General features: G+C 69.1%; 8 protein-coding genes. 1 reads left to right on the top strand and 7 read right to left on the bottom strand.

The window, feature by feature from the left end; all coding sequences use genetic code 11:
• Positions 1-149: 149 nt before the first annotated feature.
• Genes OWC43_RS06530 through OWC43_RS06520 form a run of 3 tightly spaced genes read right to left on the bottom strand, consistent with a single transcriptional unit; the run spans position 150 to position 3,036 of the window.
• The gene (locus OWC43_RS06530; protein ID WP_393956104.1) at positions 150-926 is read right to left on the bottom strand and encodes an ABC transporter ATP-binding protein; all 777 of its coding nucleotides are present in this window, start codon (positions 924-926) and stop codon (positions 150-152) included.
• On the bottom strand, positions 926-1,993 hold the full coding sequence (locus OWC43_RS06525; RefSeq protein WP_393956103.1) for a FecCD family ABC transporter permease: 1,068 nt from the start codon (positions 1,991-1,993) through the stop codon (positions 926-928). The genes OWC43_RS06530 and OWC43_RS06525 overlap by 1 nt, the downstream gene beginning before the upstream one ends.
• Positions 1,990-3,036 carry an iron ABC transporter substrate-binding protein gene (locus tag OWC43_RS06520; protein WP_393956102.1) on the bottom strand — a complete coding sequence of 349 codons (1,047 nt, stop codon included), beginning with the start codon at positions 3,034-3,036 and terminating at the stop codon, positions 1,990-1,992. The genes OWC43_RS06525 and OWC43_RS06520 overlap by 4 nt, the downstream gene beginning before the upstream one ends.
• A 111-nt stretch (positions 3,037-3,147) precedes the next feature.
• Here OWC43_RS06520 and OWC43_RS06515 point away from each other — a divergent pair, with 111 nt between their 5' ends.
• A complete protein-coding gene (locus OWC43_RS06515) occupies positions 3,148-4,011 on the top strand; it encodes an alpha/beta fold hydrolase (protein ID WP_393956101.1) in 864 nt (287 codons plus the stop codon).
• 63 nt (positions 4,012-4,074) lie between these two features.
• Here the strand turns inward: OWC43_RS06515 and zwf are convergent, their stop codons facing one another.
• The 4 genes from zwf to OWC43_RS06495 form a co-directional block, all read right to left on the bottom strand.
• Positions 4,075-5,583 (bottom strand): glucose-6-phosphate dehydrogenase, encoded by a 1,509-nt coding sequence (gene zwf / locus OWC43_RS06510; protein ID WP_393956100.1) that lies wholly within the window; start codon positions 5,581-5,583, stop codon positions 4,075-4,077.
• 94 nt (positions 5,584-5,677) lie between these two features.
• A complete protein-coding gene (locus OWC43_RS06505) occupies positions 5,678-7,153 on the bottom strand; it encodes an efflux transporter outer membrane subunit (protein ID WP_137829803.1) in 1,476 nt (491 codons plus the stop codon).
• A gap of 242 nt (positions 7,154-7,395) precedes the next feature.
• Positions 7,396-10,713, bottom strand: a complete 3,318-nt coding sequence (locus tag OWC43_RS06500) for an efflux RND transporter permease subunit (RefSeq protein ID WP_393956099.1) — start codon at positions 10,711-10,713, stop codon at positions 7,396-7,398.
• 109 nt (positions 10,714-10,822) lie between these two features.
• Positions 10,823-13,963 (bottom strand): MdtB/MuxB family multidrug efflux RND transporter permease subunit, encoded by a 3,141-nt coding sequence (locus OWC43_RS06495; protein ID WP_393956098.1) that lies wholly within the window; start codon positions 13,961-13,963, stop codon positions 10,823-10,825.
• Between the last annotated feature and the right edge of the window lie 68 nt (positions 13,964-14,031).

Here is a 14,031-nt window from a genome sequence, read left to right as displayed (position 1 = left end):
TCCCTTCTCACCCATCCTCTTCATCCTGAGGCGCCGCGTCAGCGGCCTCGAAGCAGGGCTCAGGGATCGCACGAGGTCCGGAGTTCTCCTTCGAGGCTGCGCTTTGGTCCGCACTCAGGACGAGGGGGGATGGGTGGAATCAAGGCCGCTCACGGCAGCACCGGCGCGCACAACGCCTCCCCCCGCCTCGCCCCCGGCAAGGGCACCACCGCGACCTCGACGCCGTAGAGCAGCCGCAGCGTGTCGGGGGTCACGGTCTCCGCCGGTGGTCCCAGGCCCACCAAGCGGCCGTTATGGAGCAGGGCGACCCGGTCGGCGCAGAGAAAGGCATGGCCGGGATCGTGGGTCGAGAGCACGACGGCGATGCCGCGTTCCGACAGCCGTCGGACCTGCGCCAGCACGCGGGCCTGATTGCCGAAATCGAGGCTGGCGGTCGGCTCGTCCATCACGAGGAGGCGCGGCTCGCCCGCCAGCGCCCGGGCGATCAGGACGAGTTGGCGCTCACCGCCGCTGATCTCGGTGTAGACCCGTTCCGCGAGATGGCCGATCCCGAGCATCGTGAGTGCCCGGTCGGCCGCCGCGTGGTCGGCGCCGCCGGGACTGGCGAAGGCGGCGAGCCGGCTCGCCCGGCCCATGAGCACCACCTCGCGCACCCGAAACGGGAAGAAGGCCGCATGCGCCTGCGGCACGTAGGCGATGGTTTTCGCAACGTCGCGCCGGGACAGCGTGGCGAGGTCTCGGCCTTCCAGAACGATTTGCCCGGCGAGCGGCGGCAGCAGGCCGAGCATGGTCTTGAACAGGGTGGTCTTTCCGCCCCCGTTCGGCCCGAGCAGACACAGGGCCTCGCCGGGCCGGACCGTCAGGCTGATGCCGGCGCCGACCCTGCGGGTGCCGTAGCCGAAGGCGAGTTCGCGAAGCGCCAGCATCACGCCCAGCCGCGCTTGGCGGTGGCCAGCAGCCACAGGAAGAACGGCGCGCCGACGAGGGCGGTGAGGATGCCGAGCGGCACCTCGATGGTGGCGACCGTGCGCGCCAGGAGATCGACGGCGGTGAGGTACCCGGCGCCGAGCAGGAGCGAGGCCGGCAGCAATCGCCGGAAATCCGGCCCGACGAGCAGCCGGGCGACGTGCGGCACGATCAGCCCGACCCAGCCGATCACGCCCGTCACCGAGACGGCCGCCGCGGTCACCAACGTGGCCGCAGCCACCAGTACCGGGCGGATCACGCGGGTCTCGACGCCCAGGGCCCGGGCTTCCTCATCGCCCAAGCTCATCAGGTTGACGCGCCAGCGCAGCAGCACCAGCGGGACGAGGCCGATCAGCATCGCGGGCAGGATCGCCCCGAGATCGCCCCGATTGACCGAGGCGAGGCTGCCCAAGAGCCAGAAGGTGATGGCGGGGAGCTGGTTGTAGGGATCGGCCATGACCTTCAACAGGGCGATGCCCGCTCCCAGCAGCGCCCCGATGGCGACGCCCGCCAAGACCAGCGTCAGCACTGGATCGGACGCGCCGCGCCGACGCACGGCGATCCCGACCGCGTAGACGGCACTCACGGCGGCGAGCCCCCCCGCGAAGGCGAGCCCCTGGATCGCGGCGGCCGGCAGCGTCAGCACGATACCGAGCACGGCGCCGAGACTTGCGCCTGCGGACACGCCGAGAATATCGGGTGAGACCAGGGGATTGCGGAACAATCCCTGATAGGTCGCCCCGGCCGCCGCCAGCCCCGCACCGACCACGAGGGCGCCGAGCACCCGCGGCAGGCGCACCTGAAGCACCACGGTCTGCGCAGTGGCATCGACGGCCGAGGAAAGCCCGAGGGCCTTGGCCAGAAGCAGCGAAAACACGTCGGCGAGGGGGACCGGGTAACGGCCGGTTCCGAGCGAGACGACGACCAGCAGGAGGAGCGCCAGGACCGGCAGGGTCGCGAGGCTCAGCCCGGCCAGGCGCCGCCGGGTCCCGCCCGGCGCCACGGCGGTGGAGGCAGCCTCGCTCATCGGCGCTTGTCCAAGGGCACGGTGGCGCCGAGCAGAGCTTCGACCTGCGCCGGGCTCGGTTCGACATGGTAGAAGCGCCGGTAGAAGCGGGTCACGGCCTCGGCCAGCGGTTCCGGGAAGCTGTCCGGGAAGAACAGGCCGGCGAGCCAGCGCAGGCCGATGAGGCGGTTGACGCCGGGCGGCGCATCGACCCAGCCGAAGGGAAGGACCGGTGCGGCATAGACCCTTCCGTCGCGAACGGCCTTCAATCCGCTCCAGAGCGGATCGTTGGGCAGGTTCGCCGCGAAGGCCGGGTCGAGGGCGACGATCACGTCCGGGTTCCACGCGAGCACCTGCTCCGGGGAGATTCCGGCGAGCCCGCCCATTCCCTCGGCGGTCGCTACGTTGCGCCCACCCGCCGCCTCGATGATCTCGGTGTTGATCGAGCCCGCCAGCCCCGTCTCCAGGCCGCGGGGGCCGCGCCCGTAATAGACCCGCGGCCGTCGCTCCGGCGGTACGGCGGCCACGGCCTCGGCCACCGCCGTCAGGATGCGTTCGGACTCCGCCGCGAGCGCGTCGCCCTCGGCTTGTACCCCGATCACGGCGCCGAGCGTGCGAAACGTCTCGGGCACTTTGGAAAAACTGCCGTCGAGGAGGAGATAGGGAATGCCCGTCTGCGCCTGCACCCGGTCGGCCAGCGACGCGTAGGTCGGCCCCGTGCTGCCGATATCGACGATGAGATCGGGTTTCAGCGCGAGCACCGCCTCGACATTCGCGGTGCCGCCCCGCCCCGTCAGCCGCCCGGTGGACGGAAGGGCCGCCGCGTCGGGGGTGAGGAAAGCGCGCTCCTCAGGGCTCGGCGCGCGGGGCCAGCCGATCATCTTTCGCGGCGCGAGAGTGTAGAGCAGCACCGCGGCCGGTGGGCCGGCGGCGAGCACCCGCTCGATCCGCTCCGGTACCTCGACCCGGCGCCCGGCGGCGTCGGTCACCATGCGCGCGGCGGCCGGTCCGGGCCAGGCGGACAGACAGGCGAGCGCGAGCAGGCAGCGCAGCAGCAACGGCATCGAGCGGAAGCCTTGTGAGATCCGCCCCACTATAGCGGGTTCGGCGTCCGCTCGAACCCCGTCCGCGCCGCGGCGTTCGGGCATGAGACCCACCGCGCGGACAATCTTTCGATGCCCGAAGCCGATCTCCGCCACCGTCACGTCCCGGTCGGCTCCTTGCAGATCCACGTCGCGGAAGCCGGACCTGCGGACGGCCCGCCGACGATCCTGCTGCACGGCTTCCCCGAATGCTGGTTCGGCTGGCACCGGCAGATCGGTCCGCTGGCGGAAAGCGGCCTGCGCCTCGTCGTGCCGGATCAGCGCGGCTACGGCCTCAGCGACCGGCCGCGGGGGATCGAGGCCTACCATCTCGACCGACTGGCCGGCGATGTGGTCGCGCTCGCCGAAGCCTGCGGCTTCCGATCGTTTCGTCTCGTCGGTCACGATTGGGGGGGGCTGGTGGCCTTCTGGGCCGCGAGCTTTTTTCCCGATCGGGTCGAGCGGCTCGCGATCCTCAACGCATTTCATCCGGGCATCTTCGGCCCCTATCTGCGCCGCCATCCGGGGCAGATCCTGCGAAGCGCCTATGCTGGCGCCTTCCAGCTCCCGCTGCTGCCCGAGCGTCTGCTCACCGCCCGCGACGGCTACGGGCTGCGGGAGATGATGCGGCTTTCCAGCCGCCCCGGCACGTTCACCGACGTCGATCTCGACCGCTACGCTGCCGAATGGCGCCGCCCCGGGGCGGTGACGGCGATGCTCGACTGGTACCGCGCCCTGGCTCGCCTCCCGCGCGCGCGCCAACCGCCACGGATCGCGGCGCCGACCCTGATCCTGTGGGGACGGCGCGATCCGGCGCTCCAGCCGGGCCTCGCCGAGGCGAGCCTCGGCCTCTGCGAGCGTGGGCGCATCCAGTGGATCCCGGAGGCGACCCACTGGGTGCAGCACGAGGAAGCCGAGGCGGTGAACGCCGCGCTGATCGACTTTCTGCGGCGCTGAAAGGCCCCCGCCGCTTCATATCGACAAGCGGACAAAGGTGCGGAGGCGAGCCCCGGGGCCGCCTCAGAGCGTCAGCCACTCATGCCCGTCGCGGGCGAGCAACGCGTCCGCCTCCTTCGGGCCTGCGCTGCCCGCCTCGTAGAACACGACCGGCGCGTCCTTCCAGGCCTTGAGCAGCGGCTCGACTGCGGCCCAGCCCGCTTCGATGTTGTCGGCCCGCTGGAACAACGTGGCGTCGCCCATCATGCAATCGTAGAGCAGCGTCTCGTAGCCGACGGTCGGGGAGGAGGCGAAGAAGTCGCCGTAGCGGAAGCCGGTATCCACCGAGGCGATGTGCATCTGCGGCCCCGGACGCTTCACGTTCAGGGTCGTGACGGCGCCGGGATCCGGGCTGATGCGCAGGCGCATGACGTTGGGGGCCAGATCGGTCACCGCCGTGTCGCGGAACAGGCGGAAGGGCGGCGGCCGAAAATGCACCGCGATCTCGGTGTGATGCTTCGCCATGCGCTTGCCGGTGCGCAGGTAGAACGGCACGCCGGCCCATCGCCAGTTCTCGATCTGGAGCTTCAGGGCGACATAGGTCTCGGTCCGCGAATTCTTCGCGACATCCGGCTCGTCGCGATAGGCCTGCACGTCCTGCCCGTCGATGCGGCCGGCGGCGTATTGCCCGCGGACCGCATCCTCCGGTTGGATCGGGCGCACCGCCTCGACGAGCTTGGCCTTTTCGCCGCGCACGGCTTCCGCGTCGAAGGAATTCGGCGGCTCCATCGCCACCATGGAGAGCAGTTGGAACAGGTGGTTCGGCACCATGTCCCGGAGTGCCCCGGTCGGCTCGTAGAAGCTGCCGCGCTCCTCGACGCCGATCGTCTCGGCGGCGGTGATCTCGACATGGCTGACATATTCGCGCCGCCAGACCGGCTCCAGCATCCCGTTGGCGAAGCGGATCGCCATGATGCTCTGAACCGTCTCCTTCCCGAGGAAATGATCGATGCGGTAGAATTGGCTCTCGTCGCCCTGCGCCAGGATCGTCCGGTTGAGCGCCTTGGCGGATTCGAGATCGGAGCCGAACGGCTTCTCGATGATGACTCGGCGGAAGGCGCCCTCCTCCTGTTTCAGCAGTCCCGCCTTGCCGAGACCCTCGACCACCGGTCCGAAGAAGCGGGCGGCGACCGCCAAGTAGAACATGACGTTCCCGTGGAGGCGGGACGACAGCGCTTGATAGGTGGCGTCGTCGGTGAAATCCCCCTGCATCACGTGGAGGCGATCGCGCACGAAGCCCCAGTTCTCCGGGTCGATCTTCTCCGGGTGGAACTCCGCGGATGGGTCGCGGGTGAACGACTCCATCGTGTCGGACAGATCCTTGCGCCAGCCCTCGTCGGTCAAGGGATTGTGGTCGACGCCCAGGACGGAGAAGTTCCGATCCAGGAGCCCTCCGCCGGCGAGATTGTAGAGGGCCGGCATCAGAAGGCGCTTGGTCAGGTCGCCGGCCGCGCCGAACACCACCAGCGTGCAGGGCGGCGCCGGGGGGCTGACAGGTGTCCGGTCGGGCTTCTCGTCTCGGGCATCGGCCATAAGCGGCTCCGGTTCAGCCGGTGGAAATGCGACGACAACACCCCCCACGGGACCGTGTTCCGGCAACGCTGCCCCGCTTCCCCGGCGGGCCACTCTATTCCTCGGTGCGCAAGGCCTGCCCGCGATCGATCGGCAGGCGCGGCCCCTTCAACTCCTCGCCGGTCGGGAGACTTCGAGCGTCCCAGCCGCCGCCGAGCGCGCGGATCAGGGACACCGCCGTCGTGAAGCGGTTGAGCCGGATCTGGAGCGCGGTGATCTCGTTGTTGATCTGTAGCGCCTGGGCCGTCACGACGGTGGTGAAGTTCTGGGTGCCGGCCCGATATTCGTTGAGCGTGATCTCGACGGCGCGGCGGGCGGAGGCCACCGCCTCGTCCTGCTTGGCCTGCTGCTGCGCCAGGATGCGCACGCCGGCCAGGCCGTTCTCGACCTCGCCGAAAGCCGTCAGCACGGTCTGGCGATAGCTCGCCACCGCCGCCTCGTAGGCGGCGCGGGCCGATTGCAGCACCGCCGCCCGGGCACCCCCATCGAAGAAGACCTGCTCGCCCGCAGCCGAGATTGCCCAGACCCGGTTGGCCGCCGAGAACACGCCGTTGCTGGTCAGGCCCGACACGCCGCCCGAGGCCGAGAGCGTCACCGTCGGATAGAAGGCCGACACCGCGACCCCGATCTGCTCGCTCTGCGACTGAACCAGCCGCTCGGCCTGGGCGATGTCGGGGCGCCGCTCCAGGAGGTCCGAGGGAATGCCGACCGGGACGCTCGGCGGGCGCACCGGGAGCGGCGAGAACGGCAGGTTGAGCTCGGAGGGTGGACGTCCGGTCAGGATCGCCACCGCGTGCTCGAAGGTGGCGCGCTGGAGATCGACGGCGATCAGCGTCGCCTGCGTCGTCTGAACTTGTGTCTGCGCGGTGATCACGTCGGAGCGCGCCGCCACGCCGGCATTGTACTGGTTCTCCGCGATGGCGAGGCTCTTCTTGAACCCCTCGACATTCTCCTGCAGCACGCGCTTGAGCGCATCGTAGTAGCGCATCTGCAGGTAGGAGGTGGCGAGCTCGGCCTGCAGGCTGAGGCGCACCAGGGCGAGATCGGCGGCGGAGGCCTGGGCGGCCGCGACATCGCTCTCGATCTGGCGGCGGATGCCGCCGAACAGGTCGAGCTCCCAGCTCGCCTGCCCCTGAAGCGAGACGGTGGTGCGCTCGGTGCCCAAGGTGCGCGAGCGCGTGATGCTCGGGGCGCCGATCACCGTAGGAAACAGGGCGGCGCGCGCCTGCGCCACGAGGGAGCGGGATTGATCGTAGAGGGCGATCTGCGCGCGCAGGTTCTGGTTGTCGACGTCGATCGCGCGGATCAGCCGGTCGAGGGTGGGGTCGTTGAAGACCCGCCACCAATCGCCGCGCTCGGAGGCATCGCTCGGGCGCGCCGTGCGCCAGCCCTTCTTGGACTGAACGTAGGCAAGGCTGTCCTCGCGGAGGCCGCCCTGCTTGAAGCCGAGCGGGGTCTCGACCGAGGGCCGGGTGTAGTCGGGACCGACCAGACAGCCGGAGGTGGACAGGGCCAGGGCAGCGACGCCCAAGTACCAAGCGTGCGCGAAAACCCTCTCGCCGAGGCAGGAGGGGATGGCTCGCGACGCGGGTCGCCTGAGCGCAGCGGCCGTGCCGGACGCTTCGCTACCTGTCCCGCCCGCACGGCGGGCGCCCGCCCCCACCCAAATCGAGCCGGCTCGAATTGGGCACCAACCTGCGGAACGCGGGCAAGCCCGAGATCCGTCGGCGGGAGCGTTATCGTCGTCCGAATGCGTCACGTTCGAGACATCCATTACTCGGCCGGCATCGCTGCGGCCCCGCCCCGGCGGCGACGTTTCGCCCAGAGCCGGAGACGGTCGAGATACAGGTAGACGACCGGCGTCGTGTAGAGGGTCAGGATCTGGCTGACGATCAGGCCGCCGACGATGGCGATGCCGAGCGGCCGGCGCAGCTCCGCCCCTTCGCCGCCCGCGATGATGAGCGGGGCGGCGCCGAGCAAGGCCGCCACCGTCGTCATCATGATCGGGCGGAAACGCAGGATGCAGGCTTCGAAGATCGCCTCGCCGGGCGGCAGGCCCCGGTTGCGTTCGGCGTCGAGGGCGAAATCGATCATCAGGATCGCGTTCTTCTTGACGATGCCGATGAGCAGGAACACCGCGATCAGCGCGATGATCGTGAATTCGGTGCCGGTGGAGAGCAGCGCGACGATCGCCCCGATGCCGGCGGAGGGCAGCGTCGAGAGGATCGTCAGGGGGTGGACGTAGCTCTCGTAGAGGATGCCGAGCACCGCGTAGACGGCCAGCAGCGCCGCAAGGATCAGCAGCGGCTGGCGCGAGGAGGATTCCTGGAAGCTCTTGGCGGTGCCGGCGAACTCGCCGTGGATGGTCTGGGGCAGTTGCAGCTCGGCCATGGTCTTCTCGATGACCGCGGTGGCATCCCCGAGGCTCTTGCCCGGCACGAGGTTGAACGAGATCGTCGTCGCCACGAACAGGCCCTGATGGGCCACCTGCACCGGCGCGCTGCCGGTCTCGAACCGGGCGAAGGCCGACAGCGGCACCATGGTTTCCTTGGCGCTCGATACCGGCGCGCTCGATGACGCGCCGCCCTTGCTCGCCGCGATGGCATTGCCGGCGGCGTTGCGCGCGGAATCGGCGGCGATGCTCGCCGCAGTCGGCGTCGAGCCGGAGGTGGTGGCGGCCTGTGCGGTCGCGGCGTCCTGCGTGGTCGCCGAGACGGTGCCGGCGACGGCGTTGGTCGTGGCCGAGCCCCGCGCTTTTCCCCCGGTGGTCGAGACGTAGATCGTCTTCAGGACCTCCGGGTTCTGCAGGTATCGCGGCGCGATCTCCATCACCACGTGGTACTGGTTGAGGGGGTTGTAGATCGTCGAAACCTGACGCTGGCCGAAGGCGTCGTAGAGGGTGTTGTCGATCTGATCCGGGGTGATGCCGTAGCGGAAGGCCGTCGGCCTGTCGATGACGAGGCGACTCTCCAGTCCACCTTCCTGTTGATCGGAGGTGACGTCGGCGAAGATATCGGTGCGCTTCTGCAGCGCCTGGAGGAGCTGCGGCGCGGCGGCATAGAGTTCGGCGGCCGTGTCGCCCTGGAGCGTGTACTGGAACTGGGCGAAGCTCTGGCGCCCACCCATCTTCAGGTCCTGGCGCGGGAACAGGTAGAGGCGGGCGCCGGGCACCTGGGCGAGCTTGGGCCGCAGCCGCGCCATGACCTTCTCGATGGGATCGCGCTGGCCGAGGGGTTTCAAGCCGACGAACACGTTGGCCGAATTGGTACCGCGCCCGCCCGTGAAGCCGACGATGCTCTCCACGGCCGGATCGGCCTGCACGATGGCGCTCGCCTGTTCCAGCTTCTGCTTCATCGCCTGGAACGAGATGCGCTGGTCGGCCTGGATGCCGCCCATCAGCTGGCCGGTATCCTGATCGGGGAAGAACCCCTTCGGCACGATGACGTAACCGTAGACCGTGAGCCCGATCGCCGCGAACACGCTCAGCGCCGTGATGCGCCGGTGGTGGAGCGCGAGGCGCAGGGTCCGCTCGTAGCCCCGCAGGACCCGGTCGAAGCCGCCCTCCAGGATGCGCAGGAACAGGTTGGGGCGCTTGCCCCGATGCTGCTCGGCCTCGGGTCGGAGAAGCAGCGCGCACATCATCGGCGTCGTCGTCAGCGACAGCACCAGCGAGACGAGGATCGCCAGTGACAGCGTCACGGCGAATTCCTGGAACAGGCGTCCGACGATGCCGCCCATCAGCAGGATCGGCAGGAACACGGCGATGAGCGACAGGCTCATTGAAACGACGGTGAAGCCGACCTCGCGGGCGCCGACCAAAGCCGCCTCGACCCGCGGCTTGCCCATCTCGATGTGGCGCTGGATGTTCTCCAGCACGACGATGGCATCGTCCACGACGAAGCCGGTCGCGATTATGAGCGCCATCAGGGAGAGGATGTCGAGGGAGTAGTCGAGCATCCACATCGCCGCGAAAGTGCCGACGATGGAGATCGGCACGGCCACCGCCGGGATGAGCGTGGCTCGCCACGAACGCAGGAACACGTAGGTCACGAACACCACGAGGACGATGGCGATGAGCAGCGTCTCCTCGGTGGTGGCGAGCGAGGAGCGGATCGTGGCGGAGCGGTCGCCGGAGATGTCGAGGTCGATGTCGCCGGGGAGAGCGGCCTTCACCTGCGGGATCGCCGCGCGCACCCGCGCCACCGTCTCGACGACGTTCGAGCCCGGCTGCTTGTAGATGAACAGGATCACGCCCGGCTTGCCGTCGACGAGGCCGAGATTGCGCTTGTCCTCGACGGAATCGACCACCTCGCCGACATCGGACAGGCGCACCGCCGCGCCGTTGCGATAGGCCACGACGATGTCGCGGTAGTCGCTGGCCTGCCGGCCCTGATCGTTGGCGTAGAGCTGGTAGCGGCGATCCCCCGCGACGATGTCGCCCTTGGGCGAATTGGCGTTGGCCGAGGCCAGCCCCGCGCGAATGCCCTCCAGGCCGATGCCGTAGTGGAACAGGGCCGTGGGATCGAGCTCGACCCGGACCGCCGGCAGCGAGGAGCCGCCGATATCGACATTGCCGACACCCTCGATCTGGCTCATCCGCTGCTGCACGATGGTCGCGGCGGAATCGTAGAGCTGCCCGGGCGTGAGCGTGTCCGAGGTCAGCCCCAGGATCAGGATCGGCGAATCGGCGGGGTTGAACTTGCGGTAGGTCGGGTTGGTGCGCAGCGAGGTCGGCAGATCGGCCCGCGCCGCGTTGATCGCCGCCTGCACGTCCCGGGCGGCGCCGTCGATGTCGCGGTTGAGCCCGAACAGCAGGATGATCCGCACGGTGCCTTGCGAACTCGTCGAAGTCATCTCGTTGACGTCGGCGATGACGCCGAGCCGCCGCTCCAGCGGCGCGGCGACCGTGGTCGCCATGGTCTCCGGCGAGGCGCCGGCCATCTGCGCCTGGACGAGGATGACCGGGAAATCGACCTGGGGCAGCGGCGCGACGGGCAGGCGCACATAGGCGAACAGCCCGGCGAGCAGCAGGCCGATCGTCAGCAGCGTGGTCGCCACCGGGCGGCGGATGAAGGGTTCGGAGAGATTCATGACCGCCCTCTCCGGCAGGCACCGCCCTCACCTCGAAATGGATGGGTCTGGCCGTCGCACGAGCGAGGATCCGGAGAGGGGGTGCGCGCCAGCCCGGGTGCGACGCGTCTCACGGCACCGCCTCGCCCGGCGTCAGGCGGCTTCCGCCCTCCCGCCGTCCGGTGATGCGCCGCTCCAGCCGGTCGAAGGCGAGATAGATCACCGGCGTCGTGAACAGGGTCAGCACCTGGCTGACGATCAGGCCGCCCGCGATGACGATGCCGAGCGGCTGGCGCAGTTCCGAGCCGACGCCGGATCCGAGGATCATCGGCACCGCCGCGAAGAGGGCGGCGAGCGTCGTCATCAGGATCGGGCGGAAGCGGAGCAGGCAGGCCTCGTAGATCGCGTCGCGGGGCGCCTTGCCCTCCTCGCGCTCCGCCTGGAGCGCGAAATCGATCATCATGATCGCGTTCTTCTTCACGATGCCGATCAGGAGCACGATGCCGATGATCGCGATGATGTCGAGGGACAGCCCGAACCACATCAGCCCGAGCAGCGCGCCGATGCCCGCGGAGGGCAGGGTCGAGAGGATGGTGATCGGGTGGATGAAGCTCTCGTAGAGAACGCCGAGCACGATGTAGACGGTGACGATCGCGGCGCAGACGAGGAACAGCTCGTTCGAGAGCGCGGTCTCGAAGGCGAAGACCGAGCCCTGCGGCACCACGTTGAAGCTCGCAGGCAGCTTGATGTCCTGTCGGGCGGTCTCCAGCGCCTCCACCGCCTGCCCCAGAGCGACGCCGGGTGCCAAGTTGAACGATACCGTGGTGGCCGGGAACTGGCCGAGATGGCCGATGAGGAGCGGCGCGCGCCGCTCCTCGACCTTGGCCACCGCCGAGAGCGGCACCTGCCCGGAGGGCGCGGTCGAGGACGGCAGGTAGAGATTGTCGAGGGAGTCGAGGGAGGTGTGGAGCGCCGGGTCGGCCTCGAGGATCACCCGGTACTGGTTCGACTGCGTGAAGATCGTCGAGACGATGCGCTGGCCGAAGGCATCGTAGAGCACGTTGTCGATCGTCGCGGGCGTGATGCCGTAGCGGCCCGCGGTCGGCCGATCGATCGTGACGTAGGCCGCGAGTCCGTTGCCCTGGTAGTCGCTGGTGACGTCGGCCAGGTACGGCGAGCGGCGCAGCGCCTCGACGTAGCGCGGCACCCAGGTCTCGAAATCGGTCAGGTTGGGGTTCTCGAGGATCACCTGATACTGCGTCGCCGAAACCGCGGTATCGATCGTCAGATCCTGCACCGGCTGCATGTAGAGCCGCACGCCGGGGACGTTCGCGGTGGCCGCGGTGAGGCGGCGGATGATGGCGCTGGCATCCGCTGCCCGCTGCTCCTTCGGCTTCAAGTTGATGAGGAAGCGGCCGGAATTGAGCGTCACGTTCTGGCCGTCGACGCCGATGAACGAGGACAGGCTTGCCACATCCGGGTCCTGGAGCACCACGTCGGCCAGCGCCTGCTGGCGCTCCGCCATGGCTTCGTAGGACACGCTCTGATCGGCCTGGGAGATGCCCTGGATCACCCCCGTATCCTGCACCGGAAAGAAGCCCTTCGGGATGACGACGAAGAGGTAGGCGGTCAGCGCGACGGTCCCGAGCGTCACCAGAAGCGTCAGGCCCTGATGGGCGAGCACGACGCGCAGGCAACGGTCGTAGAGGGCGATGACCCCGTCGTTGAGGCGCCGGCCGAAACGGCTAAGAGCGCCTTCGCGGCGGGCGACCGGGCTGTCGGCGCCATGCGCGACGGGCTTGAGGAGCCGGGCGCACAGCATCGGCACCAGGGTCAGCGAGACGACGGCCGAGATCACGATGGTGGCCGCGAGCGTGATGGCGAACTCGCGAAACAGCCGCCCGACCACATCGGCCATGAACAGCAGCGGGATCAGCACGGCGATCAGCGAGACGGTGAGCGAGATGATGGTGAAGCCGATCTCGCGGGAGCCCTTCAGCGCCGCCTCGAACGGATCGTCGCCCTCCTCGACGTGACGGGCGATATTCTCGATCACCACGATGGCATCATCGACCACGAAGCCCGTGGCGATGGTGAGCGCCATCAGGGAGAGGTTGTCGAGCGAGAAGCCCCAGGCATCCATCGCGGCCAGCGCGCCGATGAGCGAGAGCGGCACCGACAGGCTCGGGATCAGCGTCGCCGAGAAGCTGCGCAGGAACAGGAAGATCACCATCACGACGAGGGCGATGGCGAGCATCAGCTCGAATTGTACATCGTGGACCGAGGCCCGGATCGTCACCGTGCGGTCGGTCAGCGTCGCGATCGAGACCGCCGCCGGCATCGTCGATTGGAGCTGGGGCAGCAGCTTCTTGATGCGGTCGACGGTGTCGATGACGTTGGCGCCGGGCTGGCGCTGGATGTTGAGGATGACCGCGGGCGTGCGGTCGGCCCAGGCGCCGAGGCGGGTGTTCTCGGGGGCATCGACCACGTCGGCGACGTCCGTGAGATGCACCGGGGCGCCGTTGCGATAGGCGATGATCGAGTTCGCGTAGACGGAGGGGTCGCGGACCTGATCGTTGGCGTTGATGGCGTAGGACTGGGTCGGCCCGTCGATATTGCCCTTGGGCGTGTTGACGTTGAGGTTGGCGATGGTGGTGCGCAGGTCGTCGATGTTGAGCCCGTAGGCAGCGAGCGCCCGCGAATTGAACCGCACCCGCACCGCCGGCCGCTGCCCGCCGCCCATGCTGACGAGGCCGACGCCCGCCACTTGGCTGATTTTCTGCGCCAGACGCGTTTCCGCCAAGTCCCTGACTTGCGTGAGCGGGATCGTCGTCGAGGTCAGCGCCAGCGTCAGCACCGGCGCGTCGGCGGGATTCACCTTGGCGTAGATCGGCGGCGCCGGCAGATCGGACGGCAGCAGGTTGCCCGCCGCGTTGATCGCCGCCTGGACGGATTGCTCGGCGATATCGAGGGGGATGTCGAGATTGAACTGGAGCGTGATGACGCTGGCCCCCGCCGAACTCTGCGAGGACATCTGGTTGAGATTGGCCATCTGGCCGAATTGCCGCTCCAGCGGCGCCGTCACGGCCGAGGTCATCACTTCGGGGCTCGCCCCGGGATAGAAGGTCTGGACCTGGATCGTCGGGTAATCGACGGCGGGCAGCGCCGAGACCGGCAGGTTCAGGTAGGACACCGCACCGACGATCAGGATCGCCAGCATCATCAGCGTCGTGGCGACCGGGCGCAGGATGAAGAGGCGGGAGGGATTCATGGGCGCTGCCTCCGAACCCAGTCCCCCCTCTTGCCTGCTCCGCAGGCTCCCTCCCCCGCGCAGGCGGG

The organism is Methylorubrum sp. POS3 (assembly GCF_043352485.1).
GTDB lineage: Bacteria > Pseudomonadota > Alphaproteobacteria > Rhizobiales > Beijerinckiaceae > Methylobacterium > Methylobacterium suomiense.
This window is presented reverse-complemented; position numbering and strand designations above follow the sequence as displayed.